25 protein-coding genes are annotated in these 25,127 nt (G+C 70.1%); 17 read left to right on the forward strand and 8 right to left on the reverse strand.

Going from position 1 to position 25,127, the window contains the following annotated elements:
* Positions 1–40: 40 nt before the first annotated feature.
* From ACP56T_RS08890 to ACP56T_RS08905, 4 genes are all read left to right on the forward strand, one after another.
* Complete coding sequence (locus ACP56T_RS08890; protein WP_430911789.1) at positions 41–841, forward strand: ABC transporter permease; 801 nt, start codon at positions 41–43, stop codon at positions 839–841.
* 64 nt (positions 842–905) lie between these two features.
* A complete protein-coding gene (locus ACP56T_RS08895; RefSeq protein WP_430911790.1) occupies positions 906–2,135 on the forward strand; it encodes a GNAT family N-acetyltransferase in 1,230 nt (409 codons plus the stop codon).
* A 3-nt stretch (positions 2,136–2,138) separates the two neighbouring features.
* Positions 2,139–3,299, forward strand: a complete 1,161-nt coding sequence (locus ACP56T_RS08900; RefSeq protein WP_430911791.1) for a M20 aminoacylase family protein — start codon at positions 2,139–2,141, stop codon at positions 3,297–3,299.
* Positions 3,300–3,367: 68 nt separating this feature from the next.
* On the forward strand, positions 3,368–3,880 hold the full coding sequence (locus ACP56T_RS08905) for a glutathione peroxidase (RefSeq protein WP_430911792.1): 513 nt from the start codon (positions 3,368–3,370) through the stop codon (positions 3,878–3,880).
* A 6-nt stretch (positions 3,881–3,886) separates the two neighbouring features.
* Here ACP56T_RS08905 and ACP56T_RS08910 read toward each other — a convergent pair whose 3' ends face one another.
* Positions 3,887–4,879 carry a cation diffusion facilitator family transporter gene (locus ACP56T_RS08910; RefSeq protein ID WP_430911793.1) on the reverse strand — a complete coding sequence of 331 codons (993 nt, stop codon included), beginning with the start codon at positions 4,877–4,879 and terminating at the stop codon, positions 3,887–3,889.
* A 122-nt stretch (positions 4,880–5,001) separates the two neighbouring features.
* On the opposite strand from ACP56T_RS08910, the gene ACP56T_RS08915 reads away from it, so the two are divergent.
* Together ACP56T_RS08915 and ACP56T_RS08920 are read left to right on the forward strand one after the other, a co-directional pair.
* A complete protein-coding gene (locus tag ACP56T_RS08915) occupies positions 5,002–5,436 on the forward strand; it encodes an HIT family protein (RefSeq protein ID WP_430911794.1) in 435 nt (144 codons plus the stop codon).
* Complete coding sequence (locus ACP56T_RS08920; protein WP_430911795.1) at positions 5,433–5,909, forward strand: YaiI/YqxD family protein; 477 nt, start codon at positions 5,433–5,435, stop codon at positions 5,907–5,909. The genes ACP56T_RS08915 and ACP56T_RS08920 overlap by 4 nt, the downstream gene beginning before the upstream one ends.
* A 7-nt stretch (positions 5,910–5,916) precedes the next feature.
* On the opposite strand, the gene ACP56T_RS08925 is transcribed toward ACP56T_RS08920, so the two are convergent.
* A complete protein-coding gene (locus tag ACP56T_RS08925) occupies positions 5,917–6,498 on the reverse strand; it encodes a DUF1353 domain-containing protein (RefSeq protein ID WP_430911796.1) in 582 nt (193 codons plus the stop codon).
* 137 nt (positions 6,499–6,635) lie between these two features.
* Entirely contained in the window at positions 6,636–7,049 is a 414-nt protein-coding gene (locus tag ACP56T_RS08930; RefSeq protein WP_430911797.1) for a PilZ domain-containing protein, read from the reverse strand.
* A 263-nt stretch (positions 7,050–7,312) separates the two neighbouring features.
* On the opposite strand from ACP56T_RS08930, the gene ACP56T_RS08935 reads away from it, so the two are divergent.
* Positions 7,313–7,519, forward strand: coding sequence for a hypothetical protein (locus ACP56T_RS08935; RefSeq protein ID WP_430911798.1), 207 nt, complete (start codon positions 7,313–7,315; stop codon positions 7,517–7,519).
* A gap of 11 nt (positions 7,520–7,530) precedes the next feature.
* Here ACP56T_RS08935 and ACP56T_RS08940 read toward each other — a convergent pair whose 3' ends face one another.
* Positions 7,531–7,758, reverse strand: a complete 228-nt coding sequence (locus tag ACP56T_RS08940; protein ID WP_430911799.1) for a hypothetical protein — start codon at positions 7,756–7,758, stop codon at positions 7,531–7,533.
* 136 nt (positions 7,759–7,894) lie between these two features.
* Positions 7,895–9,958 carry an NAD(+) synthase gene (locus ACP56T_RS08945; protein WP_430911800.1) on the reverse strand — a complete coding sequence of 688 codons (2,064 nt, stop codon included), beginning with the start codon at positions 9,956–9,958 and terminating at the stop codon, positions 7,895–7,897.
* A gap of 306 nt (positions 9,959–10,264) precedes the next feature.
* Here ACP56T_RS08945 and ACP56T_RS08950 point away from each other — a divergent pair, with 306 nt between their 5' ends.
* The 3 genes from ACP56T_RS08950 (at position 10,265) to xth (ending at position 15,301) form a co-directional block, all read left to right on the forward strand.
* Positions 10,265–13,429 (forward strand): DNA translocase FtsK, encoded by a 3,165-nt coding sequence (locus tag ACP56T_RS08950; protein WP_430911957.1) that lies wholly within the window; start codon positions 10,265–10,267, stop codon positions 13,427–13,429.
* Between the two features lie 109 nt (positions 13,430–13,538).
* Entirely contained in the window at positions 13,539–14,486 is a 948-nt protein-coding gene (locus ACP56T_RS08955) for a LolA family protein (RefSeq protein WP_430911801.1), read from the forward strand.
* 5 nt (positions 14,487–14,491) lie between these two features.
* A complete protein-coding gene (gene xth, locus ACP56T_RS08960; protein WP_430911802.1) occupies positions 14,492–15,301 on the forward strand; it encodes an exodeoxyribonuclease III in 810 nt (269 codons plus the stop codon).
* 139 nt (positions 15,302–15,440) lie between these two features.
* On the opposite strand, the gene ACP56T_RS08965 is transcribed toward xth, so the two are convergent.
* Positions 15,441–16,850 (reverse strand): amino acid permease, encoded by a 1,410-nt coding sequence (locus ACP56T_RS08965; RefSeq protein WP_430911803.1) that lies wholly within the window; start codon positions 16,848–16,850, stop codon positions 15,441–15,443.
* 285 nt (positions 16,851–17,135) lie between these two features.
* Here ACP56T_RS08965 and rpsO point away from each other — a divergent pair, with 285 nt between their 5' ends.
* From rpsO to ACP56T_RS08985, 4 genes are all read left to right on the forward strand, one after another.
* Positions 17,136–17,405 carry a 30S ribosomal protein S15 gene (gene rpsO, locus ACP56T_RS08970; RefSeq protein WP_430911804.1) on the forward strand — a complete coding sequence of 90 codons (270 nt, stop codon included), beginning with the start codon at positions 17,136–17,138 and terminating at the stop codon, positions 17,403–17,405.
* A 212-nt stretch (positions 17,406–17,617) separates the two neighbouring features.
* Entirely contained in the window at positions 17,618–19,849 is a 2,232-nt protein-coding gene (pnp, locus tag ACP56T_RS08975; protein WP_430911805.1) for a polyribonucleotide nucleotidyltransferase, read from the forward strand.
* Positions 19,850–20,035: 186 nt separating this feature from the next.
* Complete coding sequence (locus tag ACP56T_RS08980; protein WP_430911806.1) at positions 20,036–20,677, forward strand: glutathione S-transferase family protein; 642 nt, start codon at positions 20,036–20,038, stop codon at positions 20,675–20,677.
* A gap of 80 nt (positions 20,678–20,757) precedes the next feature.
* Positions 20,758–21,003, forward strand: coding sequence for a YgaP-like transmembrane domain (locus tag ACP56T_RS08985; RefSeq protein ID WP_430911807.1), 246 nt, complete (start codon positions 20,758–20,760; stop codon positions 21,001–21,003).
* Positions 21,004–21,083: 80 nt separating this feature from the next.
* Here ACP56T_RS08985 and ACP56T_RS08990 read toward each other — a convergent pair whose 3' ends face one another.
* Positions 21,084–21,347, reverse strand: a complete 264-nt coding sequence (locus tag ACP56T_RS08990) for a GlsB/YeaQ/YmgE family stress response membrane protein (protein WP_430911808.1) — start codon at positions 21,345–21,347, stop codon at positions 21,084–21,086.
* A 229-nt stretch (positions 21,348–21,576) separates the two neighbouring features.
* Here ACP56T_RS08990 and ACP56T_RS08995 point away from each other — a divergent pair, with 229 nt between their 5' ends.
* Positions 21,577–21,933, forward strand: a complete 357-nt coding sequence (locus ACP56T_RS08995; protein ID WP_430911958.1) for a RidA family protein — start codon at positions 21,577–21,579, stop codon at positions 21,931–21,933.
* Positions 21,933–23,030, forward strand: a complete 1,098-nt coding sequence (locus tag ACP56T_RS09000) for a polyamine ABC transporter substrate-binding protein (RefSeq protein WP_430911809.1) — start codon at positions 21,933–21,935, stop codon at positions 23,028–23,030. Before ACP56T_RS08995 ends, ACP56T_RS09000 begins: the two co-directional genes overlap by 1 nt.
* An 82-nt stretch (positions 23,031–23,112) precedes the next feature.
* On the opposite strand, the gene ACP56T_RS09005 is transcribed toward ACP56T_RS09000, so the two are convergent.
* Positions 23,113–23,517 (reverse strand): DUF3597 domain-containing protein, encoded by a 405-nt coding sequence (locus tag ACP56T_RS09005; protein ID WP_430911810.1) that lies wholly within the window; start codon positions 23,515–23,517, stop codon positions 23,113–23,115.
* A 554-nt stretch (positions 23,518–24,071) separates the two neighbouring features.
* Between ACP56T_RS09005 and ACP56T_RS09010 the strand changes: the two genes are divergently transcribed.
* Positions 24,072–25,115 carry an ABC transporter substrate-binding protein gene (locus ACP56T_RS09010; protein WP_430911811.1) on the forward strand — a complete coding sequence of 348 codons (1,044 nt, stop codon included), beginning with the start codon at positions 24,072–24,074 and terminating at the stop codon, positions 25,113–25,115.
* Positions 25,116–25,127: the final 12 nt, after the last annotated feature.

The raw sequence follows: 25,127 nt of genomic DNA on the forward strand, positions 1-25,127 counted from the left end.
GGCGGGCATGGCGGCGGGATCGAAACTGGCGGGTCGAGGCATGACGGCGAGCACCCAGGTCCCGATGGTCCGCACGCGGGCCGCCGCGGCCGAGACCTACCTGCGCGTCCTGCACGCGCTGATGCTGCGCGACATGCGCACCCGCTTCGGCGGATCGCATATCGGCTACGCCGTGGTGGTTTTCTGGCCGGTGGTGCACACCACCCTGCTGGTGGTGATCTTCGTCGTGCGCAAGATGCCGCCGCCCGTCGGCGACAGCGCCGTGCTGTTCGTCGCTAGCGGCGCGGTGCCCTTCCTGATGTTCCAGTACATCTCACGCGAGGTGATGAAGGCCCTCGTGATGAACAAGCCGCTGACCTACTATCCGCAGGTCAAGCTTGTCGACGTGGTCTTCGCCCGTATCCTGGTGGAGATCGTCACCGGCTTCTTGGGACTGATGATCGTCTTCGCGGCGCTGGCGTTGCTGCATGTGAACCCGGTGCCCGCCAACCCGACCCTCGCGATGGTCGGATACCTCGCGGCGATCGTCCTCGGCATCGGCATGGGCACGATCAACGTCGCGATCGTCTCGTTCTTCCCCGGATGGCTGATGGGCTACACGCTGATTACGATGCTGATGTACATGGCCAGCGGGGTGTTCTTCCTGCCGAATTTTCTGCCGGATCAGTATTACGAAATCATGCGATGGAGCCCTGCCGTGCAGATCATCGAATGCGTTCGATCCGGTTACTATCCCGAACTCGATGTGCACATCGATTACGTGTATTGCTACATGTGGGGGCTCTCCTGCCTCGCCATCGGTCTCGGCTTGGAGAGGGCCGTCATCCGCAAGCAGAATTGACCTGCGACGGCGCGGACACCGGGGGACCGATCGCCCGCCTGGCGTCCGCGGCTAGATTGGTCCCATGCAACCAACCGGCATGGCGGCCGAGGCCGCGAGCATCCTGCGCGTCCGGGCGCTGCGCGGCCTGAGCGAGATCGGGGCGGCGGCCTGGGACGCCTGCGCCACCTCCGCCGAGACGCTGAGCGGCGGTGACGAGACCTGCAACCCGTTCGTCTCGCACGCCTTCCTCTCGGCCCTCGAGGAATCCGGCTGCGTCGCGCGCAGGACCGGCTGGCTGCCGCTGCATGTGGTGGTCGAGCGCGGCGATACCCTGATCGGCGCGGCGCCCTGCTACCTGAAATCCCACAGCCAGGGCGAGTACGTCTTCGACCACGGCTGGGCCGACGCCCTGGAGCGGGCCGGCGGCAGCTACTATCCGAAGCTCCAGGTCAGCGTGCCCTTCACCCCCGTGACCGGGCCGCGCTTCCTGATCGCGCCGGGGGAGGACCCGGAGGCGGCGGTCTCCGCCATCGTCGCGGGGCTGCGCGCCGTGCGCAAGGAGACCGAGGCGTCCTCGATCCACGTCACCTTCATGCGCGAGCGCGAATGGACGCAGGCCGGGGCGCTCGGCTTCCTCCAGCGCACCGACCAGCAGTTCCACTGGGAGAACGAAGGCTATGCCGGCTTCGAGGATTTCCTCGCGGCCCTCGCCTCGCGCAAGCGCAAGGTCATCCGCCGCGAGCGCCGCGACGCGCTCTCCGACGGCATCACCATCGAGCGCTTGACCGGCTCCGACCTTCGGGAGGAGCACTGGGACGCGTTCCATGCCTTCTACGTCGATACCGGCGCGCGCAAATGGGGCAGCCCCTACCTCAACCGGCGATTCTTCTCGCTCATCGCCGAGCGCATGGCCGATCGCATCCTGCTGGTGATGGCCAGGCGCGACGGGCGCTACATCGCCGGGGCGATCAACTTCATCGGCGACGTGGCCCTCTACGGGCGCAACTGGGGCTGCATCGAGGACCACCCCTTCCTGCATTTCGAGGTCTGCTACTATCAGGCCATCGACTTCGCCATCGCGCGCGGCCTGAAGCGGGTGGAGGCGGGTGCGCAGGGCGAGCACAAGCTGGCGCGCGGCTACCGGCCGGTGCTGATGCATTCCGCCCACGACATCGCCGAGCCGGCTTTCCGCCGGGCCGTGGCGGACTACCTCCGGCGGGAGCGTGCCCATGTGGACGCCGCCGTCGACGCGCTCGACACGCTGACGCCGTTCCGGCGCGGCGGCGGCGGGCCCGAATCTTCGGAGAGCTGAGCGATGAGCCCCATCGACCGCATCAAGGGCTTCGCCCCGGAATTGGTGGCGCTGCGCCACGACATCCACGCCCATCCCGAGATCGGCTTCGAGGAGACGCGGACCTCCGGCATCGTCGCCGGGCTGCTCGAGGGTTTCGGCATCGCAGTGCACCGGGGCCTCGGCGGCACCGGGGTGGTGGGCGTGCTGGAGGGCCGCTCCGACAAGGGGCGCCGCATCGGCCTGCGGGCGGAGCTCGACGCGCTGCCCATCGAGGAGGCGACGGGCCTTCCCTACCGCTCGACGGTGCCCGGCAAGATGCACGCCTGCGGGCATGACGGGCACACCACCATGCTGGTGGGCGCCGCGCGCTACCTCGCCGAGACCCGCAATTTCGACGGCACCGCGATCTTCGTGTTCCAGCCGGCGGAAGAGGGCCTGGGCGGCGCCCGTGCCATGATCGCGGACGGCTTGTTCCAAAAATTTCCCTGCGACGAGATCTACGGGCTGCACAACGCCCCGAACGGGCCGCATGGCCAATTGAAGCTGCGCCCCGGCCCGATGATGGCGGCGGCCGACTTTTTCGACATCCGTATCGTCGGGCGCGGCGCGCACGGGGCCGAGCCGCAGCGGGGCATCGACCCCATCGTGATCGCCACCGGGCTGGTGCAGGCGATGCAGTCCATCGTCTCGCGCAACGCCGACCCGCTGAAATCCGCTGTGGTCTCGGTGACGCAGATCCATTCCGGCGCGGCCTACAACGTGATTCCCGAGGAGGCCCGCCTCGCCGGCACCGTGCGGACCTTCGACGCCGCCCTGCGCAAGCTGGTCTCGCAGCGCATCCGCGAGCTGGCGGCCGGGTTCGCCGCCGCCTACGGCACCGAGATCGAGGTCGAGATCCGCGACGTCTTCTCCGTGCTGGAGAACGCCTCCGCGCAGGCGGCGGCCGCCGCCGAGATCGCCACCGAGCTGTTCGGGCCCCAGAACGTCGACGCCGATTGTGTTCCGCGCATGGGCAGCGAGGATTTCGCCGACATGATCATGGCCGTGCCCGGCTGCTACGCTTGGCTCGGCGCGACGCCGGGACCGGGGCTTCACAACGCGAAGTTCGATTTCGACGACAGCCTGATCCCGCTGGGCTCGGCCTATCTCGCCCGGCTGGTGGAGCGCCGCACGGCGGCCTGAGCCGCCGCCCTGTGGGCCGGGGCGATTTTCCGCGCGAAATCGGCGGCGCCTTCGGCCATGCTGCGGGCATGACGACGCTGTACGACTTCACCCCCGACGCCGCCGACGGGACGCCCCATCCCTTGTCGCGCTATCGCGGCAAGGTCGTGCTCGTCGTCAACACCGCCTCGAAATGCGGCTTCACCCCGCAATACGAGGGGCTGGAGGCGCTCTGGCGCAGGCACCGCGAGGCGGGGCTCGTGGTGCTCGGCTTCCCCTGCAACCAGTTCGGCGCGCAGGAGCCGGGGGATGCCGCCGAGATCGCGCGCTTCTGCTCGCTGACCTACGATGTGAGCTTCCCGGTGCTCGCCAAGATCGACGTGAACGGACCCGGCGCCGATCCGCTCTACGTGCATCTCAAGGCCGAGAAGCCGGGCTTCCTCGGCACCGAGGGCATCAAGTGGAACTTCACCAAGTTCCTGGTGGGCCGGGACGGCCGCGCGATCGGCCGCTACGCGCCCAAGGCCAAGCCCGAATCGCTGGAGGGTGACATCCTGGCCGCCCTCGCCGTGCGGGACGGGGTGAACGGCGAGGGAATCTGAAGGCCCTTACACGCTTGCCGCGAAGGCCGGCCCCGCCGTCCGCGTGCCGGGCTTCATCGCCTCCGCCTCGATGAAGACCTGCTTCACGTCGGAGACCTTCCGCTTCAGCGTCGCGTCGAGGCGCGCCACCACCGCCTCGACCTCTCCGGCGCTGAGATCGTCCGAAAAGTCGAGGCTCAGGTTCACCAGCACGTCCGAGGGGCCGAGATGCTGGGTCAGCACCTCGTTGACATGGATCACCCCCGGCTCCGCCCGCACGATCTCGCGGATGGCGGTGACCACCTCCGGATCGGCCGCCTCGCCGATGAGCAGCCCGTGGGTCTCGACCATCAGGAACAGCGCCATCCCGACGAGCACGAGCCCGATGCCGATGGAGGCCCAGCCGTCGAGCGCCGGCCTATGCAGGACCTCGGCGAGGATCACGCCGGCGAGCGCGATGACGAGGCCGATCAGCGCGGCGGCGTCCTCGGCCAGCACCGTGAACAGCGCCGGATCCTTGCTGCGGCGGATGGCGGTGAGCGGCGGCCGCTCGCCCTTCTCGGCCCAGAACGAGCGCAGCGCCACGAGGAACGAATAGCCCTCGGCGAGGATCGCGAAGCCGAGGATGGCGACGTTCGTCCAGAAGCCGGAGATCGGCCTGCCGAAGACCACGGCGTCCTGCACCGGCTCCGGGTGGCCGATCTTCTCGACACCCTCGTAGATGGCGAAGATACCGCCGCCGAGGAAGATCATCAGCGCCACGATGAAGGCGTAGAAATACACCTCGCGGCCGTAGCCGAAGGGGTGGCGCGCATCCGCCGGCTTCGTCGCCCGCCGCATCCCGAAGAGCAGCAGGATCTGGTTGGCGGTGTCCACCAGCGAATGCACGCCCTCCGCCAGCATCGCCGTGCTGCCGGTGAGCGCCGCGCCGACGAACTTCGCCGCCGCGATGGCGAGGTTGGCGCCTGCCGCGGTGTAGATCGCGCCCGTGCTCGCGTGGCCCCCGCCGCCTTCAGCCATGTCCGTGTCGTCCTCTCGCATTGCGGTCGGCAACGTGCGTCAAGCGCGGCGGTTCGAGGCGTGGACGCGGGGCCGGTGCCGTTGCATCGTGCCGCCCGCGCGAACAGCCCGCCGGAGCCGCCATGACGACGCCCCCCGCCTACGATCCTTCCAACGTCTTCGCCAAGATCCTGCGCGGCGAAATCCCGGCCCAAAAGGTCTACGAGGACGCGCATACCCTGGCCTTCATGGACGTGATGCCGCAAGCCGAGGGCCACACGCTGGTGATCCCCAAGGCCCCGGCGCGCGGGCTGCTCGACGCCGATCCCGCCTCGCTCGCGGCGGTCATGGCGACGGTGCAGAAGGTGGCGGCGGCGGTGCGGACGGCCTTCGCGGCGGACGGGCTGAGCGTGTTCCAGTACAACGAGCCGGCCGGCGGCCAGACGGTGTTCCACCTGCATGTCCACATCGTGCCGCGCCGCGAGGGCGTGCCGCTGCGCCGCCACGAGGGCGGCATGGCCGATCCGGCGGTGCTGGCGGACCATGCCGCGCGCATCCGCGCGGCCCTGACGGCATGAGCGAGGGCGCGATCGCGATCTATGTCGATGCCGACGCCTGCCCGGTGAAGGACGAGGTCTACCGCGTCGCCGCCCGCTACGGGCTGCATGTCTACGTGGTGGCCAACAGCTTCATGACCCTGCCGCGCGAGCCCTGGATCGAGCGGGTGATCGTGAGCGACGGGTTCGACGCGGCCGACGACTGGATCGCCGAGCGGGCGGCGCCCGGCGCCATCGTCGTCACCGCCGACGTGCCGCTGGCGAGCCGCTGCGTGAAGGCGGGCGCGTCCGTGCTGGCGCCGAACGGCAAGGCGTTCACCGTTTCCTCGGTCGGCATGGCGCTCGCGACCCGCAACCTGATGCAGGATCTGCGCGAGGCCGGCGCCGTCACCGGCGGTCCGCGGCCGTTCTCGGCGAAGGACCGCTCCGCCTTCCTCGGCGCCCTCGACAGGGCCGTGGTGCGGGCGCGGCGCGAGGCCGGGCGTCCGGCTTGATCCCGACCTAGGGCCGCTTGTTCGTGTCGATCCGCATGATGAGCACGCCCTGCGGCTCCGCTCTCTTCGTCGATATCGTCGGGGGCAAATCGCAGGGGCCGTTGTCCCACAGGTCTCTGGCGATGCGCGTCCGAACGGCCAACTCGATCAGGGAGCGCGCCTCGGGATTGGGCGGCACCCGCCCGTCACGGACGAGGGTGTCGATCACCTCCCCGAGGATCCGGGCGGAATCCTCGAAGCTGACGCTCTGCCAATCGCCGATCTTGCAATGATGCTGCACGAACAGCCAATCATGCACGATATAGGCGGGCCCGTATCCCCAGGGCGAGAAGCCGCGCACGCCCCACAGCATCGGCGGGATCGATCCGCCATCGGTATAGATCGTTTGCGGAACGATCTTCTTGCCGTCCGTGCCGACGAATGTCAGCGGATCGGAAGCGAAGGGGATGTAGAGAAAATAATTTTCCTTCAGCCACCTGACATCGGTCTGGCCCGTCAGCGTGCCTCCGGGGCCCGGCGTTATGGGGAGCGTCGCGCAGCTCCCCAACGCGAGGGCGCAAAATACGGAGGCGAGGGGCGCGATGCGCATCGTTCTGAGCCAAGTCTTCGAGGCGGCGCCCGAAGTCTAGGAGCAATCGCGAAGAGGAACAATATCGCCGAAAACGATTGCTCGCCGACGACCGATGCGGCTGTCCTGCCTTATCCCGCTTCCACGGAAACGGGCGGTCAGGCGGCGGTGGCGCCCGGCGCGGCCATGCTCGCGAGCAGGCGGCGCAGCGCCGCGTTCTCGGCCTCCAGCTCGCCGATCCGGCGCAAGAGCACGCCCGTGGAGGCATCGGTCTCGCCCGTGTCGCCGGCGGCGGGCGAGCCGGGAGCGGTCCTGGCCTGCTCCTCGGCGAAGGTCACGCCGACGCCGTCCTCGCGCCGCCAGGCCAGCTTGCAGCGATAAGTGCGGTCCTTCTGCGCGATGTAGAGGTCGAAGACCTCCGGCAGGATCGTGGTCTCGCTGAGCGAGACCCGCGCGCCGGTGGCCGACATGTCGCGCACCAGGCAGTCCATGCTCGACGCGCCGTTGTTGAAGACGATGCGCCCCTTGAGGAAGACGCGCTGGCGGGTCTCGATGCGATACTCTGCTGACATGGCCTGCCTTGCCTCCTGTCCGAGACAGGCCGCGACCCTGGCATGGGGCTCTTAAGAAACCTTCGCCGCGACCTCCGACAGGCGGGGATACGTCCGCTCCCGGACGCGAACGGCTTCTTCTCGTCGGCAGACGCCAGGATCGGGCGCGATCCGCGTCGCCGTGCGATTTGTTCCCGACATCAAGTTCTGTCGTGGTCTATATCAGATCTATGCCGACACGGAGGGCGTGTCGGAAGCATCAATACAGATCATGGAGAAATCCAGTGTCCGTCATCGCCATTGAATCCGAAATCGAGAACGATGTGAACGCCTATGCCGTGACGCGGACCCAGGATCGGCCGGCCGAGACGGACGAGCTGAGCACGAGCGATCTCGACGACGTCGACGGCGGCCTCATGCCGCTCGTGCTGTTCGGCTACGGCTATCTTCTGGGGCGCGGCATTCGGTCCGTCGTTCGTAACGGATTCTAGGGGCCGTCGTCTCAGAGGAATCGCCGGTCGACGGTCTGGAAGAGATAGAAGCCGTTGAAGCGCACGGCGGTGTCGGCGGCGCGTCCGTCGAAATCGAGCGGGACGGCGCTGTCCGCGTCCAGGCGGCCGCCGAAGCTCCAGCGGCCGCCGCCGACGAAACCCGGCACGGCGGCGCTTTCCGGCACCGCGCAGCACAGGCCCTCGACGTCCTTGAGGCGGAAGAGGTTGTAGCGTCTCATCCGTCGATCTCCGCGTTTCGGATCGCCCCCCGCTCGGCTCGCTGACGCATCGCCCGGCACGGCTCGTCTCCGCGTGACGGCGCCCCCGCGAACGGCCGCGCCTGGAGACCGTGCCTAGCGGCCCAATCGGTCCGGTTTATGTCGATCCGGTTTCGGGCACGTTGCGGGCGAGCTCGTCGAGCCAGAGCCGCGCGCTGCCGTCGGAGGGCGCCCGCCAGTCCCCGCGCGGCGAGAGCGAGCCGCCGGCCGAGACCTTCGGGCCGTTGGGCAGGGCCGAGCGCTTGAACTGGCTGAAGCCGAAGAAGCGCGCCAGGAAGACCCCGAGCCAGCGCCGGATGACGGGCAGGTCGTAGGTGACGCGCTCGGAGTCCGGAAAGTCCGGCGGCCAGGCCCCGCGGGTGGCGTCACCCCAGGCATGCAGTGCCAGGAACGCGATCTTCGAGGGCGGGAAGCCGTGGCGCAGGGTATAGAAGAGCGTGAAGTCCTGGAGCGCGTAGGGGCCGATCACCTCTTGCGTGCTCTGCGGCGTCTCGCCCTCCCCCACGGGCACCAGCTCCGGCGAGATCTCCGTGCCGAGGACGGCGCGAAGCGTCCGGTTCTCGTCCTCTCCGAACTGGCCCGAGGCGATCACCCAGCGGATCAGGTGCTGGATCAGGGTCTTGGGCACGCCGGCATTGACGCCGTAATGGCTCATCTGGTCGCCGACGCCGTAGGTGCACCAGCCGAGCGCCAGCTCCGACAGATCGCCCGTGCCGATGACGATGGCGCCGTTCTGGTTTGCGAGACGGAACAGGTAGTCGGTGCGCAGGCCCGCCTGCACGTTCTCGAAGGCGACGTCGTAGACGGGTTCGCCCCGTCCGAACGGGTGGCCCATGTCCGCGAGCATCTGCCGCGCCGCCGGGCGGATGTCGATCTCGCCGGCGGTGGTGCCGAGCGCCGCCATCAGGGCATGCGCGTTGGCCTTGGTGCCCGCCGAGGTGGCGAAGCCCGGAAGCGTATAGGCCAGGATGCCGGACCTCGGCAGCCCGAGCCGGTCCATGGCCTTGGCGACGACGATCAGCGCATGCGTCGAATCGAGCCCGCCCGAGATGCCGATCACGACCTTCTTCGTGCCGGTGGCCTGGAGCCGCTGCGCCAGCCCGGAGACCTGGATGCTGTAGGCCTCGTAGCAGTCCTGCGCGAGGCGGGCGGGATCGGCCGGCACGAAGGGGAAGCGCTCGACACGCCGCATCAGGCCGAGATCGCCCGAGGGCGGACCAAGCCGCACCGGCACGCGGCGATAGGCGAGCGCCAGGGTCCTGGCGTTGTCGTCGAAGCTGCCGGCCTGGAGCCGCTCCTGCCGGATCAGGTCGAGATCGATATCGGCGAAGGTCGTCACGGGCCCGGCGGCGAAGCGCTCGCCCTCGGAGAGCCGCACGCCGTTCTCGTCGATGCTGGTCTGCCCGTCCCAGGAGAGGTCGGTGGTGGATTCGCCTAAGCCCGCCGCCGCGTAGACATAGGCGCATGCCCCCCGCATCGAGGCCGAGCGCGAGAGCAGGGCGCGCGAGTCCGCCCGTCCCACGGTGATCGGGCTGCCCGAGAGGTTGGCGAGCACGCTCGCGCCCGCGAGCGCCGCGCGCAGGCCGGGCGATTCCGGCACCCAGAGATCCTCGCAGATCTCGATTCCCAAGGTGAACCCGTCGAGATCGGCGGCCTCGATCAGGATGTCGGTGCCGAAGGGCGCCTCCTGTCCCGCCACCGTGACGGTTTCGCCCGTCACCCCGGCGCCGGAGGCGAAGTGGCGCTTCTCGTAGAACTCGCGGTAGTTCGGCAGGTAGCTCTTCGGCACCACGCCGAGCAGGCGCCCGCCCTGGATCGCCAGCGCGCAGTTGTAGAGCCGGGCCCGCCAGCGCAGGGGCGCTCCCACCACGAGGATCGGCCGCAACTCCGCCGAGGCCGCGATCAGCGCGCCGGCCGCCTCCTCCACGGCGCGGTGGAGCGTCTCCTGGAGCAGCAGGTCCTCGATGGCGTAGCCGGAGAGGCCGAGCTCGGGGAAGACCGCCAGCACGGCGCCCTTCGCATGGCACTCCCGCGCCGCCGCGAGGATGGCGTCCGCGTTGCGCGCGGGGTCCGCCGGATGGCTGCGCACCGTGCAGGCGGCGACGCGCGCGAAGCCGTGCCGGTAGAGCGAGCCGAAATCGGTGGGGGACGAGGACGCCAAGGCTTGAGCCCGTTGGGGACGGAAGGCGTGACCCTAGCGCGGCGGGCCTCCTCCGTCCAAGGGCGCGGCCTGCGCGGGAGGGTTGCCGGAGAGTCGCGCCGGAGGGGGCCGGGCAAGCGTCTGTTAACGACGTGAGTCCTAACTGGACGCGGCCGCTCCCGAGGGGCGGCTTCCTGTTTCGCGTATCCCTTCAGAGATCTCATGCGCTCATCGGGACGGCCCCCCTATTCCCTCCGCGACCCCTCCCGGCCGAGCCGCGGCGGCGACCGATCCGGCCTGTCGATCGGGGCGCTGGCGAACCGGCTGATGTCGCTGCGCGCCAGCCTGACGCGCCGGCTCGCCGGCCTGCCGCAGCGGCCGGGCTACGCCGTCTCCGGCACGCGCCCGGCGGCGAGTTGGATGACGAGCCCGCAGGCCATGCTCGGCCGCGAGCGAGAGTTCTGGCAGGACGAGGCCCAGCGGGGCGAGACCGGCGCGGCGCCCGACGGTTGGGTCCGCGAGCAGGCCTGGCCCGAGGAGGTGTTCGACGACCGCGCCAGCCTCGACATGCTCGTCCCGGCGACGATGCCGGAAAGCCGCATCGACGCCTCCGCCTCGGGACCCGGCGTCCTCGTGCGCTCGCCGCGCCGGCCCGCCTCGATCTCGCCGGAGCGGCCCGAGCGTCTGCCCCCGGCCTATGCGCCGCAGGCGTCGATGACCAATCCGGCGGTGCGCTACACGCGCACCCCCGACACGGTGCTGCGCGAGCGCCGCCTCCAGGCCCGCGAGGCGGAGCAGGCCGAGCGGCTGCGCATGGAGGCGGCGGCGCTGGCCGCCGCGCAGGCCGAGGAGGCCGAGCTCGCCGCGCGGGAGACGGAGCAGGCCGCCGCCACCGAAACGGCGCTCCTGGCGGAGCGGGAGGCGCTCGCCGCCGCCGCCGCCGCTCTCACCGCGACCCCCGCCCTGCCGCTCTGGCGCCAGCCCTTCGTGGCGCCCCCCGGCGTGCGCTTCTTCCGCACCCCCGACCGCCGCGCCCCCGCGCCGCGCGCCCTCCCCGAGCCGTCCCGGCCGGAGCCGCAGGTGCGCGACTGGAACGACCTCTGCGACTGGTCGGCGACGCGCCCCTGGTTCGAGGGCGAGGACTGGTCGTCCGTGGAGGCCTGGGCCGCGATCCAGGGCGTCTCCGAGCCGGGGCCGGTCGCCCCCGCCGATCCCGCCGTCCAGCCGACGCCGGAGCCGGCCGTCACGCGCATGGCCGTGCCGGTGGCGCGCCGCCCCGACCCCGCGCGCGGCGAGGACGGCTTCGTCTCGGTGCCCCTCGACATCTCGCATCTGCGCTCGCTGCCGCCGGCCCCGGCCTATGCCCTGGACAGGCTGGTGAGCTTCGAGCGCACCCCCCGGCCGGCGGATGCGCAGGACAACGCGGCGCGCCCGGTGCTCGCCCTGGTGCCCCTCGCCGCCGCGCCGCCGCAGCCCGAACCCGAACCCGAGCCCGAGCCGGCGCCCCCCGCCCCGCAGCCGGTCCTGCCGGCGATGGCCGCCCGCGCCGCGATCCGCGCTGCGGCCCCCGTGCAGCCCGCTGCGCCTTCCGCGCCCGCGACTGCCGCCTTGCCCATGTCCGCGGTGCCCATGTCCGCGGTCCCCATGCCCTTGCCGTCGCCCTTGCCGGCGCGCCCGGTTCTGCTGCGCACGAAAGCCACCGCCCCGGCGGCGCCTGAGGTCCCCGAGGCGCCCGCTCCGGTCGCCCCCGTGGCGATGGCCGCTCCCGTCGAGGAGCCGGCCCCCGCCCGCGAGGAAAGCCCCCTCCCCGCTCCGGCCTTCGTGCCGCAGGTGGTGGCGCCGCGCCCGCAACTGATCTCGGCCGGCCGCCATATCGGCGTCGCCTCCGTCGAGAACGCCGATTACGAGCATCCCGAGCTCGACCTCCTGGCGCTGCCGCCGGTGAAGGAGGACGCCGAAGTCGATGCCGACGTGCTCGAGCAGAACGCGCTCAACCTCCAGCAGACGGTGCAGGATTTCGGCGTGAAGGGCGACATCCTCGCGGTGCGCCCCGGCCCGGTGGTGACGCTCTACGAATTGGAGCCCGCGCCCGGCACCAAGTCGAGCCGCGTCATCGCGCTCGCCGACGACATCGCCCGCTCCATGTCCGCGGTCTCCGCCCGCGTCGCCGTGGTGCCCGGCCGCAACGTCATCGGCATCGAATTGCCGAACGACACCCGCGAGACCGTGTATCTGCGCGAGCTCCTCGCCTCGGCCGACTTCTTCGCCAGCAAGCACAAGCTCGCCCTGTGCCTCGGCAAGAACATCGGCGGCGAACCGATCATCGCGGACCTCGCCCGGATGCCGCATCTGCTCGTTGCCGGCACCACCGGCTCGGGCAAGTCGGTGGCCATCAACACCATGATCCTGAGCTTGCTCTACCGGCTCAAGCCGGAGGAGTGCCGCCTCATCATGGTCGATCCCAAGATGCTGGAGCTGTCGATCTACGACGGCATCCCGCACCTGCTCTCCCCCGTCGTCACCGATCCCAAGAAGGCGGTCATCGCCCTCAAATGGGCCGTGCGCGAGATGGAGGAGCGCTACAAGAAGATGTCGAAGCTCGGTGTGCGGAACATCGACGGCTTCAACGCCCGGCTCGCCGAGGCGCGGGCGCGCGGCGAGGTCCTGACCCGCACCGTCCAGACCGGCTTCGACCGGACCACCGGCGAGGCGGTCTACGAGAACGAGGAGATGGACCTCAACCCGCTGCCCTACATCGTCATCGTGGTCGACGAGATGGCCGACCTGATGATGGTGGCTGGCAAGGACATCGAGGGCGCGATCCAGCGCCTCGCCCAGATGGCGCGCGCGGCCGGCATCCACCTGATCATGGCGACGCAGCGTCCGAGCGTGGACGTCATCACCGGCACGATCAAGGCGAACTTCCCGACCCGGATCAGCTTCCAGGTGACGTCGAAGATCGACAGCCGCACGATCCTCGGCGAGATGGGCGCCGAGCAGCTCCTCGGCCAGGGCGACATGCTGTTCATGGCGGGCGGCGGGCGCACGACGCGCGTGCACGGGCCGTTCTGCTCGGACTCGGAGGTCGAGAGCGTGGTGGCGCATCTCAAGCGCCAGGGCCGCCCCGCCTATCTCGACGCCGTCACAGAGGATGACGGCGCCGAGGCCGAGAAGCCCGCAAAGGGCGCCAAGGCCGAAGCGCAGCAGGACGAGGGCGACGAGCCGGCGGACGTGGCGGTGTTCGATGCCGGCAGCTTCGGGCTCGCCGGCGGCGAAGGCGGCGATCTCTACGAGCAGGCGGTGCAGGTGGTGCTGCGCGACAAGAAGGCGTCGACGAGCTACATCCAGCGCCGGCTCCAGATCGGCTACAACCGCGCCGCCTCCATCATGGAGCGCATGGAGATCGAGGGCATCGTCGGGCAGGCGAACCACGCCGGCAAGCGCGAGATCCTGGTCGACGGCGTCTCCCACGTCCCGAGCTACGACGACTGATCCGTCGTCCATGCTCTCAGCGCCGGACCCTCGCGGCCCGGCGTCGCAACTTCGCCATAGGGGGACGCTCTAAGCGGCGTCCGTCTGTCTCCCAAGGATGATGCCCCTGATGATCGGCCGCCGCACCCGAGCCGTCGCCGGCACGCTCCTCGCCGCTTCCCTGTGCGCGAGCGCGGCGCCCGCGCAGGCGCAGCTCTCCTCCTTCATCGACAATTTCCTTGGCCGCAAGGAAGAGCCCGCCCCGGAGCCGGCTCCCGAGCCGGCCGCTCCCGCCCCCGCCGCCCCGCAGAAGAAGGCCGCGGCCAAGCCTGCCGCCAAGGACACGGCCAAGGACACGCTCAAGGACGCGAAGGCCGCCACCGGCGAGAAGACGGGCAGCATCAAGCCCGGCGCCAAGGGGCAGGCCCGCGCGGCCCCGGCCGGCGAGGCCAGGGTCGCGGCAGTGGGAACGCCCCCGGCCGGCGCGGCGATCTCGGCCGAGCCGCCGGACGCGGCCAGCGTGCTCGCCCAGGCCAACGCCTATTTCAACGGCATGACCACGCTCACCGGCAACTTCCTACAGATCGGCGCGGACGGGCGGCGCATCGGCGGCAAGCTGACGCTGGCCAAGCCCGGCCGGCTCCGCTTCGACTACGACGACCCCTCCCCGCTCCAGGTGGTCGCCGACGGCACCTCGGTCGCCGTGCGCGACCGCAGGCTCGCCACGCAGGACCTGTACTTCATCGCGCAGACGCCCCTGAAATTCCTGTTGCGCGAGAAGATCGACCTCGCCCGCGACCTCGACGTCACCGACGTCTCGAACGATCCGGGCGGCGTGCGCATCTCGCTGGAGGACCGCTCGACGCTGGGCGGCACCTCGAAGATCCAGCTCTTCTTCGACGCCGACCTGAAGGTGCTGAGCCAGTGGAGGATCACCGATCCGCAGGGCTACCAGACCACCGTGCAGCTCTCGAACCTGCAAAAGGGCAAGTCGGTGGACGGCATGCAGTTCGTCATCAACTACGGACGGCCGGAGGACAAGGCGCTCCAGGAGCAGATGCAGAAGGCGCAGCGGTAAGAATCGTGCGTCTCACCGTCACCACCTGGAACATCAACTCGGTGCGACTGCGCATCGAGAGCGTGCTGCGATTCCTGCGTGAGGCGCAGCCGGACGTGCTCTGCCTTCAGGAGACGAAATGCCCCGACGACGCCTTCCCGCTGAAGGCGCTCAAGGGCTCGGGCTACGAGCACGTCGTCTTCGCCGGGCAGAAGGGCTATAACGGCGTCGCGATCCTCTCGCGCTTTCCCCTCCACACCCGCGACGTGTTCGGCTTCTGCGACAAGCCCGACGCGCGCCACATCTCGGCGGTGCTCGGCCCCGAGGCGGGACACGCGGCGGGAATCGTGCTGCACGACTTCTACGTGCCAGCCGGCGGCGACATCCCCGACCCGGCGCTGAACCCGAAATTCGCGCACAAGCTCGCCTTCCTCGACGACCTGCGCGCCTGGGGCGGCAGGCGGGTCTCTGGCCCCGCCATCCTCGTCGGCGATCTCAACGTGGCGCCGCTGGAGCACGACGTCTGGTCGCACAAGCAGCTCTTGGACGTGGTGAGCCACACCCCCGTCGAGACCGAGCGGCTGGAGACCCTGCGGACTGAGGCCGGCTGGATCGACACGGCCCGGCTCCTCACGCCGGAGCCGGAAAAGATCTATACGTGGTGGAGCTACCGCGCCGCCGACTGGTCGGCGACGAACAAGGGCCGCCGGCTCGACCACGCCTGGGTCTCGCCGGACCTTGCCGGCACGGTGCGCAAGGTCGAGGTCGCCCGCCACGCGCGCGGCTGGGACAAGCCCTCCGACCATGCTCCCGTCACGCTGACCCTGGAACTCTGACGCGAGGGAACGGCGGACGCGCGGGACACATTCTCCCCGTGACAGGCGGGCGCCCGGCCCGCCGGAGACGGGGCCCCTCCATGCGCAAGATCCTGATCGCTCTCATCCTTCCGAAGGTCATTTCGTATCTGCGGCGCCGCTATGGCGGCGGCCGGCCCTCGCCGCGGCGCTGATCCGCTCGGGCGGTCCGGCGCCCGTAGCCGAGATAGACCGCGCCGCCGAGCGCGAGCCAGACCGCGAGGCGGAGCCAGGAATCGCCGGGCAGCCCCGCCATCAGCGCGAGGCAGCTCGCGATGCCGAGGGCCGCCACCAGCGGCGCCCCCCTCACCCGGAACGGGCGCGGCCGCTCCGGCTCGCGCCGACGCAGCACGAGCACCGAGGCGCAGACCACGATGAAGGCCAGCAGCGTGCCGATGCTGACGAGCTCGCCGAGCACGTCGATGGGCACCAGCCCCGCCACCAGCGCCGTGAGCAGGCCGATGGCGGCCTGGCTCGCGGCGGGCGCCCTGGTCGCCGGATCGACGCGCGCGAAGAGGGGCGGCAGCAGGCGGTCGCGGGCCATGGCGTAGAAGATGCGGCCCTGCCCGTAGAGGGCGGTCAGCGCCGAGGTGGTCAGCCCGAGGATCGCCCCGAGCTTGATGACGATGGCGAAGGCGCCGAGCCCGATGGAATCGATCGCCCTGGCGATGGGGTCGGCCACGTCGAGGGCGGCATAGGGCACGAGCCCGGTGAGCACGGCGGCCACCGCCACGTAGAGCACCGTGCTGACGGCGAGCGAGCCGAGCAGCCCGACCGGCGCGTCGACCTGCGGGTTTCGCGTCTCGGCCGCCGCCGTCGAGACGGTCTCGAAGCCGATGAAGGCGAAGAACACCACGCCCGCGCCGCGCAGGACGCCGCTCCAGCCGAATTCCCCGAAGGTGCCGGTGTTGGCCGGCACCAGCGGCGACCACAGCGCCGGCTTCAGATGCGCCGCGCCGACCCCGATGAAGGCGAGGACGATCGCGACCTTCAGCGCCACCATCGCCGTGTTCACGGAGGCCGCCTCCCGCGCCTCGCGGGTCAGGAGGAGGGTCAGCGCCAGCACGATGCCGGCGGCGGGCAGGTTCACGAGACCGCCCGAGCCGGGGGCCGCCGAGAGCGCCGCCGGCAGGCGCAGGCCGAGATCGGCGAGCAGGCTCTGCGCGTAGCCCGACCAGCCCACCGCGACGGTGGCCGCCGCGAGGGCGAATTCGAGCACGAGGTCCCAGCCGATCAGGAAGCCGAAGGCCCGCCCGAAGGTGGCGGTGGCGTAGGAATAGGTGCTGCCGGCGGCGGGCATCGTCGCGGCGAGCTCGGCGTAGCACAGCCCGACGAAGGCGCAGGCGAGCCCGCCGAGCAGGAAGGACAGCACGATCCCCGGCCCCGCATAATGCGCCGCCGCCGTGCCCGTGAGCACGAAGATCCCCGCCCCGATGGTCGCCCCCACGCCGATGCAGACGAGGCTGAAGGCGGTGAGCGAGCGGGCGAGCGCCGGTTCTGTCGATGCGGGGATGGGTACTGTGTCTGGCATGGGGCTCCCGGATGGCGTCGCCGCCCGGCGGCAAGCTTTGCGCCTGACGGGTGAGGCCGTCGATGGCCCTTTCGCAGAAGCACTGGCCGCAGGAGCACTGGCGCCGTCCCCCGTTTCGTGTATGGTCCGCGCCGCTTCGACCCGTGAGAACGGGGCCGGGGCACAAGCCGCTTGTGGACATGACCGTGCTGGACGACATCCCGGCACCGGCCGCCCGCAAGTCTCGCGCGGCGCTCCCTCGGGAGGCCGCCTGATCCGAAAACCCCGATTCCGAAAGGGACTGCGATGTCGATCACGGCAGAGCGCAAGACCGCGCTCATCAAGGAATACGCCAAGGGCGCCAAGGACACCGGCTCGCCGGAGGTCCAGGTGGCGATCCTCACCGAGCGGATCACCAACCTCACCGGCCACTTCAAGACCCACGGCAAGGACAACCACTCCCGCCGCGGCCTCCTCAAGCTGGTCTCGCAGCGCCGCTCGCTGCTCGACTACGTGAAGGGCAAGGACGAGGCACGCTACCGCTCGCTGATCGAGCGCCTCGGCATCCGCCGCTAAGGCTCACGCTCTCACGCCGATCCGGGCCCGCGCCCGGATCGGCGTTTCGATGACGGGCATCCGGAAGGGTTCGGCTGCCCGAGACGACCGGGGCGACTTCGAGGCGCGCCGCCAGGGCAGGATCGTCGGAGACTGGAAAGCCGCCAGTCTCTCGCCGTCTTGCCGCTGGTGCCGCCGGGTCCGCCCCGCCGCATGAAGGCAAGGACAAGAGAATGTTCGACGTTCAACGCGAAGAGCTGATGTGGGGCGACCGCCGCCTCGTGCTCGAGACCGGCAAGGTCGCCCGCCAGGCCGACGGCGCCGTGCTCGCCACCTACGGCGAGACCACCGTGCTCGCCACCGTCGTCTCGGGCAAGGAGCCCAAGGCCGGCATCGACTTCCTGCCGCTCACCGTGAACTATCAGGAGCGCGCCTACGCCGCCGGCCGCATCCCCGGCGGCTACTTCAAGCGCGAGGGCCGTCCCTCGGAGAAGGAGACGCTGGTCTCCCGCCTCATCGACCGTCCGATCCGTCCGCTCTTCGTCGATGGCTGGCGCAACGACACCCAGGTCGTCGTGACCGTGCTCACCCACGACCTCGAGAACGACCCGGACGTGGTCGCCATGGTCGCGGCCTCGGCCGCGCTGACGCTCTCGGGCGTGCCCTTCATGGGCCCCATCGGCGCGGCCCGCGTCGGCTATGTCGGCGGCGGCTACAAGCTCAACCCGCTGGTGACGGAGCTCGAGGAATCCTCCCTCGACCTCGTGGTCGCCGGCACCACCGACGCCGTGCTGATGGTCGAGTCCGAGGCCAAGGAGCTCTCGGAAGACATCATGCTCGGCGCCGTGATGTTCGGCCACAAGCATTTCCAGCCGGTGATCGAGGCCATCGTGCGCCTCGCCGAGAAGGCCGCCAAGGAGCCGCGCGACTTCACGGCCCCGGAGAACGCCGACGTGGAGAAGGCCGTCCTCGACGTCTGCGAGGCGGAACTCCGCGACGCCTACAAGAAGACCGTCAAGCAGGAGCGCTACGCCGCCGTCGACGCCGTGAAGGCGAAGGTGGTCGCGGCGCTGTGCCCGGCCGAGGGCGAGCAGAAGTTCAGCCCTGAGAAGGTCAAGGCCGCCTTCAAGGAGGCCCAGTCGAAGGTGGTCCGCTGGAACATCCTCGACACGGGTTCGCGCATCGACGGCCGCGACGTGAAGACGGTCCGCCCCATCGTCTCCGAGGTCGGCGTTCTGCCGCGCGCCCACGGCTCGGCGGTGTTCACCCGCGGCGAGACGCAGGCCCTCGTGGTCGCCACCCTCGGCACCGGCGAGGACGAGCAGTTCATCGACGCGCTGGAGGGCACCTACAAGGAGAGCTTCCTCCTGCACTACAACTTCCCGCCCTATTCGGTGGGTGAGACCGGCCGCATGGGTTCCCCCGGCCGCCGCGAGATCGGCCACGGCAAGCTCGCCTGGCGCGCGATCCACCCGGTGCTGCCGCCGGCCCACGAGTTCCCGTACACGATCCGCGTCGTGTCCGAGATCACCGAGTCGAACGGCTCCTCCTCGATGGCCTCCGTCTGCGGCGGCTCGCTGTCGCTGATGGATGCCGGCGTGCCCCTGCGCCGTCCGGTGGCCGGCATCGCCATGGGCCTCATCCTCGAGGGTGAGCGCTTCGCGGTGCTCTCCGACATCCTCGGCGACGAGGACCATCTCGGCGACATGGACTTCAAGGTGGCCGGCACGGACGAGGGCGTCACCTCGCTCCAGATGGACATCAAGATCGCCGGCATCACCGAGGAGATCATGAAGATCGCCCTCGCCCAGGCGAAGGACGGGCGCGCCCATATCCTCGGCGAGATGGCGAAGGCGCTGACCGGCGCGCGGCCCGAGCTCGGCGAGTACGCGCCGCGCATCGAGACCATGCAGATCCCCACTGACAAGATCCGTGAAGTGATCGGCACCGGCGGCAAGGTGATCCGCGAGATCGTCGAGAAGACCGGCGCCAAGATCAACATCGACGACTCGGGCACCGTGAAGATCGCCTCCGCCGACGGCAAGGCGATCAAGGCGGCCTATAACTGGATCCGCTCCATCGTCGCCGAGGCCGAGCCCGGCATGATCTACGACGGCACCGTCGTGAAGTGCATGGAGTTCGGCGCCTTCGTGAACTTCTTCGGCGCCAAGGACGGCCTGGTCCACATCTCGGAGCTCGCCGCCCAGCGGGTCGCCAAGGTGACGGACGTCGTCTCCGAGGGCCAGAAGGTGAAGGTCAAGTTCCTCGGCCAGGACGACCGCGGCAAGATCCGCCTCTCCATGAAGGTCGTCGACCAGGAGACCGGCGAGGATCTCACCGAGAAGCTCAAGGCCGAGCGCGCCGAACGCGGCGAGCCCGAGCGCGAGGAGCGCGGCGACCGGGGCGATCGCGGTGATCGCGGTCCCCGCCGCGAGCGTGGTCCCCGCCGCGAGGCGGGCGAGTGATCGCGGCCCTCACGGCCTGAACGTCCCTCAGAACGCGGTCCCGAAAGGGGCCGCGTTTTTCGTTTGCCCGGTGGCGCCGGACATGTTCATGCTACGTTCCGGTGGGAGATTCGGGCCGACATCGTCCGGTCACGCGGGCGGGGCCAGATCGCGCCCTCGCAGATTCCGCGTCCAGGGAGGAAGCGCATGTCCGACGAACTCGTCTTCTACACGCATCCGATGTCGCGCGGCCGCATCGCCCGCTGGATGCTGGAGGAGGTCGGGCGGCCCTACCGCACCGAGGTGCTCGACTACGCCACCACCATGAAGGCGCCGGAGTATCTGGCCGTCAACCCGATGGGGAAGGTGCCCGCGATCCGCCACGGCGAGACCGTGGTGACGGAATGCGCCGCCATCTGCGCCTATCTCGCCGACGCCTTTCCTGAAGCCGGGCTGGCGCCGCCTTCCGGCAGCCGCGAGCGCGGGCCCTATTACCGCTGGCTGTTCTACGGGGCCGGCCCGGTGGAGGCGGCGGTCGGCAACAAGGCGCTCGGCGTCGTGGTGCCGCCCGAGCGCAAGGGCATGGTCGGCTATGGCAGCCTCGAGGAGGTGATGGACACCCTGGAGAAGGCCGTCTCGACGGAGGGCTATCTCGCCGGCGACCGTTTCAGCGCCGCCGATCTCTATATCGGCGCCCATCTCGGCTGGGGCATGGCCTTCGGCATCCTCGAGAAGCGCCCCGCCTTCGAGGCTTACGTCGCGCGCCTGAGCGGCCGCCCTGCGGCGGTCCGCGCCCGCGCCATCGACGACGCCCTGGTCGCCGATCACCCGCCGCGCGCGGCCGGGTGACGGGCCGGACTCCCGGCGGAACGGGTAGGCCCCGTCCGCGTTCGCCGTCCGAGACCCATGATTGTGGAGACGCGACACCGATGGCGAACGGCATGGTCGAGGACATCTTTTCCGGCGAGCCTAATCTCAGCACGACCGAGCGGGCGGTCTCCGTGGCGCTGGGGCTCGGGATCGCGGCGGCCGCGGCGCAGCCCCGGCCGAACCGCTGGCTCAGCCTCGCCGCCCTCGTGATCGGCGTGGGGCTGGCCGTGCGCGGCGCCACCGGCCATTGCGCCCTGAAGGCTGTGGCCGACGCGGCTTCCGGCCCGCGCGACGACGCGTATTGAGGACGCCGCGCCCGACGGCGAAGACAACGAGAAAGGGGCGCCGTGAGGCGCCCCTTTTCCGAATCCGCCGGGACGGATGCTCAGAGCGTCGTGCTGCGGCGCCCGGCGACGAAGCCGTAGATCGCCAGCACCACGATGGCGCCGACGACGGCGCCGATCAGGCCCGCGCCCTGGTTCGGCCCGTACCAGCCCAGCGCCTGTCCGAGGAAGGTCGCCACGAAGGCGCCGACGATGCCGAGGATCGTCGTCATGATGAAGCCCGAGGGCTCGTTGTCCCCCGGCATGATGAACTTCGCGATCACGCCGGCGATGAAGCCGATGATGATGGTCCAGATGATACCCATGACTCGAGTCCTCGAAGGTCGACGGTGCGGGAGGTCGACGGTGCGCCGGCCGACAATGGCCTAGCAACGCCCGAGAGATGGTGCAGGTTGCCGCACCTGCGAGGGGGGCGATGCGATTTTCCCGCGCTCGCCGTGTCGGGGATGGGCCGGCGGGCGCCGCGCCCCCTTTACGCGGGCCGGGACGGGACGGCACAAGGCGGCCATCGCGGATGGAAAAAGGGGCGTGTCGATGACGATCAAGCGGTTCGAGGCGGGGGCGCGGATGAGCCAGGCGGTGAGCCATGGCGGCCTCGTCTTTCTCGCGGGGCAGGTGGCGTCCGACACGGTGGCGACCGGCGTGACCGCGCAGACCCAGGCCGTGCTCGGCCAGATCGACCGCCTGCTCGCGGAGGCCGGCAGCCACAAGAGCCGCATCCTCTCGGCCACCATCTACCTCGCCGACATGGCGACCTTCCCCGAGATGAACGCCGCCTGGGACGCCTGGGTCGACAAGGCCGAGCCGCCGGCCCGCGCCACGGTGGAGGCGAAGCTCGCCGGGCCCGAGTATCTGGTGGAGATCGTCGTCGTCGCGGCGCAGGCCGCCTGATGGGACCCGCGCTCGCGCTTCTCGTCGCCCTCGTCGCGGCACTCGCCGGCCCGGCGCGGGCCGAGGCGCCCGAGCGCGTGGTCAATGTCTACAACTGGTCGGACTATATCGACCCCAAGGTGCTGGAAGCCTTCACCAAGGAGACCGGCATCAAGGTCGTCTACGACACCTACGACAACAACGAGATCCTGGAGACGAAGCTGCTCGCCGGCCGCTCCGGCTACGACGTGGTGGTGCCCTCCGGGCCCTTCCTGCAACGGCTCATCAAGGCCGGCGCCTTCCTGCCCCTGGACAAGGCCCGCCTGAAGAACCTCGGCAATGTCTGGCCCGAGATCGCAGCGCGGCTGGCCGTCTACGATCCGGGCAACCTCTACGCCGTCGACTACATGTGGGGCACCACCGGCATCGGGCTGAATCTCGGCGCCGTCCGCGAGCGCCTCGGCCCGAACCAGCCGCTGAATACCTGGAGCCTCGTCCTCAATCCGGCGAACGCGGGCAAGCTCAAGGATTGCGGGATCATGATGCTCGACAGTCCCGAGGACCTGATCCCGAGCATGCTGCCGTCCTTCGGGCTGAAATCCGATACCCGGCGCTGGGACGACATCACCCAGGTCACGGACGCGCTCTTCAGGCTGCGCGGCAACGTGCGGAAGTTCCACTCCTCGGAATACATCCAGGCGCTCGCCAACGGCGATATCTGCGTGGCGGTGGGCTATTCCGGCGACGTGCTCCAGGCGCGCAAGCGCGCCGAGGAGGCCAAGAACGGCATCGAGATCGCCTACCTGATCCCCCGCGAGGGCACGCTGATGTGGTTCGATTCCTTCGCGATCCCGAAGGATGCCGCCCACTCGGCGGAGGCCCTGACCTTCATCGACTACATGTTGAGGCCGGAGGTCGCCGCCGCCAACACCAACTTCGTCTCCTATGCCAGCGGCAACCTGCCGGCGAGGAAGCTGGTGAAGCCGGAGATCCTCTCCAATCCCGGCATCTACCCGGACGAGGCGACCATGGCGCGGCTGTCCACCAACACCGCCTGGGACGACAAGACCCAGCGCTTCGTCACGAGGCTGTGGACGCGGGTGCGCACGGGCCGCTGAACCGCGACGACGAGCCGTCGCGGCGAGGCATGAAAAAGGGGCCGCGCGGAACGCGGCCCCCTGCTCTTCACGTCGGAAGAAATCAGTCCTTGAGGTCGGCGGGCACCTTGCCGCCGTTCTCCTCGAGCTTCTTGATCACCTGCTTGTGCAGCCAGATGTTCATGCTCGCCGAGTCGTTCTTGTCGCCGGTGTAGTGCAGCTCGTCGGCGAGCTCCTGGCGGGCATGCAGGCTCGAATCGAGGTTCAGGAGCTTCATCAGGTCGACGATCGAGGTCCGCCAGTTCAGCGACTGCGGGTTCTTGGAGGCCATGTCGTTGAGCACGGCCTCGACATCGACCGGCTCGCCGGTCGCGGGGGCGGCACCGGCGGCCGCGGTGTCGGTGGAGGGGCTGCTCGCTCCGCCGTCGGAAGAAGCCGGCGCGGCCTCCGCGCTACCGCCTCCGAAGGGATGGAGGATCTTGCTGACGATGCTGCCGAGTAGGCTCATGGCGTGTCTTCCTCTGGTCGTCGTGCGGTACAGCCTGGTAACCGCGACCCATAACGTAAGCGTGACCGTCGCGGTTCCGCTCTCCTCAATGCCACAGTTGGAGCGAGGCGCCGAGTAGGCCGAGCCCCAGAATGAGACAGATCCCGCTGCCTACCTCCAGCAGGGGCGCCCGCGACCGGTGCCGCAGGGAGGCCGCCGCCAGGGCGATGCCGGCAAGGAGGAGCAAGGCGCTGGTCGCGACGATCAAGGCCGGTTGTCGTCCCGCTCGGAAATGGCCGCGCAGAAGCGCCGCTCGGACAATCCTGCCGCTGTTCGGTATGAGCGGGCGGTTATCATCCCCGGCGCGATCGGTCGACTTGAATTCAGATCCTTCCGCGGCCGATCACGGCTGCGTGACTGGAAAAGCCGACAGTCGTCGGACGATGAAAGGGGTATTCCCGCCTCGCCGGGCCCGGCGGCGGCGGGCTATCCTATTTCACGGGCCGACAAGGGAGTTTGCGGATTTTGCCGCCTGTGGCATGGGATCGGCCGGTTTCTCCGATCCCGGACATGCGATGCGCCCGCTCACCCCCGTCTTCCGGACGTTCCTGTCGGCCGCCGCCGGCCTCGTGCTGGCGGGCGCCGCCTCGCTGCTCGCCGGCGGCGCCTCGGCCGAGGGCGTGCCCGTGCGCATCGGCGTGATCCCGGTGATCGGCGCCGCTCCGGTCTTCGTGGCCAACGGCGAGGGCTGGCTCAAGGAGGCGGGGCTGGAGCCGAAGTTCACGACCTTCGAATCCGGCCCGAACATGATCCAGGCGCTGGCGTCGGGCACCATCGACGTCTACGTCGCCGGCATCGCACCGCTCGCCGTCGCGCGCACCAAGAACATCGACGTGCGCGTGGTCGCCGCCACCGCCGTGGAGGAGATGGTCTTCGTCGCCGGCCCGAAGCTCGCCCCCTATTTCGCGGACGGCGCCAGCAAGGCCGACGCCTTCAAGGCGTTCCACGCCAAGGAGGGCCGTGCCGCCCGGCTCGCTACCCAGCCGCCGGGCTCGGTGCCGAACACCACGCTCCAGCACTGGCTCTGGCAGGTGGCCAAGACCACCAAGGCGGATGCCGAGATCGTCGCCATGGGCATCGACGCGACGCAGCAGGCGCTGCTCGCCGGCGCCGTCGACGGCGCCTCGATCCGCGAGCCGGCGCTGACCATCGTCCAGGCCCGCAACCCGGCGATCAAGCTGATCGCCACGGGGGGCGAGATGTTCCCCGACCAGCCAGGCACGGTGGTGGGCGTGTTCGGCGCCTTCGCCGACAAGAACCCGGCCGCCGTCGAGGGGCTGGTGAAGGCGGTCGTGAAGGCCGTCGACCTGCTCAAGATGGATCCGGCCAGGGCCGCGCCCCCCGTCGAGGCGGCCCTCGGCAAGGGCATCACCGACGTCGCCACCATCCAGAAGGCGCTGTCCTCGCCGGCGGCGAAGTTCACGGCCGACCCGCGCGTCATCGTCGAGGCCACCAAGAAGATGCAGGCCTATCAGGTGACGATCGGGACGCTCGACCGCGACATCCCCGTCGACGGCCTGTTCGTGCCGAGCTTCTACGAGAAGGCCGCCGGCAAGTAGGCCCGGCGCGCC

This window comes from Methylobacterium endophyticum (assembly GCF_050591105.1).
GTDB lineage: Bacteria > Pseudomonadota > Alphaproteobacteria > Rhizobiales > Beijerinckiaceae > Methylobacterium.

Coding starts and splice junctions, on each gene's coding strand:
- ACP56T_RS08950 (WP_430911957.1), top strand. CDS start 10,265: ATGTCGCTGCGCGCCAGCCTGACGCGCCGGCTCGCCGGCCTGCCGCAG.
- ACP56T_RS08940 (WP_430911799.1), bottom strand. CDS start 7,758: ATGAGACGCTACAACCTCTTCCGCCTCAAGGACGTCGAGGGCCTGTGC.
- ACP56T_RS08965 (WP_430911803.1), bottom strand. CDS start 16,850: ATGCCAGACACAGTACCCATCCCCGCATCGACAGAACCGGCGCTCGCC.
- ACP56T_RS08990 (WP_430911808.1), bottom strand. CDS start 21,347: ATGGGTATCATCTGGACCATCATCATCGGCTTCATCGCCGGCGTGATC.
- ACP56T_RS08910 (WP_430911793.1), bottom strand. CDS start 4,879: ATGGCTGAAGGCGGCGGGGGCCACGCGAGCACGGGCGCGATCTACACC.
- ACP56T_RS08980 (WP_430911806.1), top strand. CDS start 20,036: ATGTCCGACGAACTCGTCTTCTACACGCATCCGATGTCGCGCGGCCGC.
- ACP56T_RS08890 (WP_430911789.1), top strand. CDS start 41: ATGACGGCGAGCACCCAGGTCCCGATGGTCCGCACGCGGGCCGCCGCG.
- pnp (WP_430911805.1), top strand. CDS start 17,618: ATGTTCGACGTTCAACGCGAAGAGCTGATGTGGGGCGACCGCCGCCTC.
- ACP56T_RS08955 (WP_430911801.1), top strand. CDS start 13,539: ATGATCGGCCGCCGCACCCGAGCCGTCGCCGGCACGCTCCTCGCCGCT.
- rpsO (WP_430911804.1), top strand. CDS start 17,136: ATGTCGATCACGGCAGAGCGCAAGACCGCGCTCATCAAGGAATACGCC.
- ACP56T_RS08930 (WP_430911797.1), bottom strand. CDS start 7,049: ATGTCAGCAGAGTATCGCATCGAGACCCGCCAGCGCGTCTTCCTCAAG.
- ACP56T_RS08915 (WP_430911794.1), top strand. CDS start 5,002: ATGACGACGCCCCCCGCCTACGATCCTTCCAACGTCTTCGCCAAGATC.
- ACP56T_RS08995 (WP_430911958.1), top strand. CDS start 21,577: ATGACGATCAAGCGGTTCGAGGCGGGGGCGCGGATGAGCCAGGCGGTG.
- ACP56T_RS08925 (WP_430911796.1), bottom strand. CDS start 6,498: ATGCGCATCGCGCCCCTCGCCTCCGTATTTTGCGCCCTCGCGTTGGGG.
- ACP56T_RS09010 (WP_430911811.1), top strand. CDS start 24,072: ATGCGCCCGCTCACCCCCGTCTTCCGGACGTTCCTGTCGGCCGCCGCC.
- ACP56T_RS08895 (WP_430911790.1), top strand. CDS start 906: ATGCAACCAACCGGCATGGCGGCCGAGGCCGCGAGCATCCTGCGCGTC.
- ACP56T_RS08905 (WP_430911792.1), top strand. CDS start 3,368: ATGACGACGCTGTACGACTTCACCCCCGACGCCGCCGACGGGACGCCC.
- ACP56T_RS08900 (WP_430911791.1), top strand. CDS start 2,139: ATGAGCCCCATCGACCGCATCAAGGGCTTCGCCCCGGAATTGGTGGCG.
- ACP56T_RS09005 (WP_430911810.1), bottom strand. CDS start 23,517: ATGAGCCTACTCGGCAGCATCGTCAGCAAGATCCTCCATCCCTTCGGA.
- ACP56T_RS09000 (WP_430911809.1), top strand. CDS start 21,933: ATGGGACCCGCGCTCGCGCTTCTCGTCGCCCTCGTCGCGGCACTCGCC.
- ACP56T_RS08985 (WP_430911807.1), top strand. CDS start 20,758: ATGGCGAACGGCATGGTCGAGGACATCTTTTCCGGCGAGCCTAATCTC.
- ACP56T_RS08920 (WP_430911795.1), top strand. CDS start 5,433: ATGAGCGAGGGCGCGATCGCGATCTATGTCGATGCCGACGCCTGCCCG.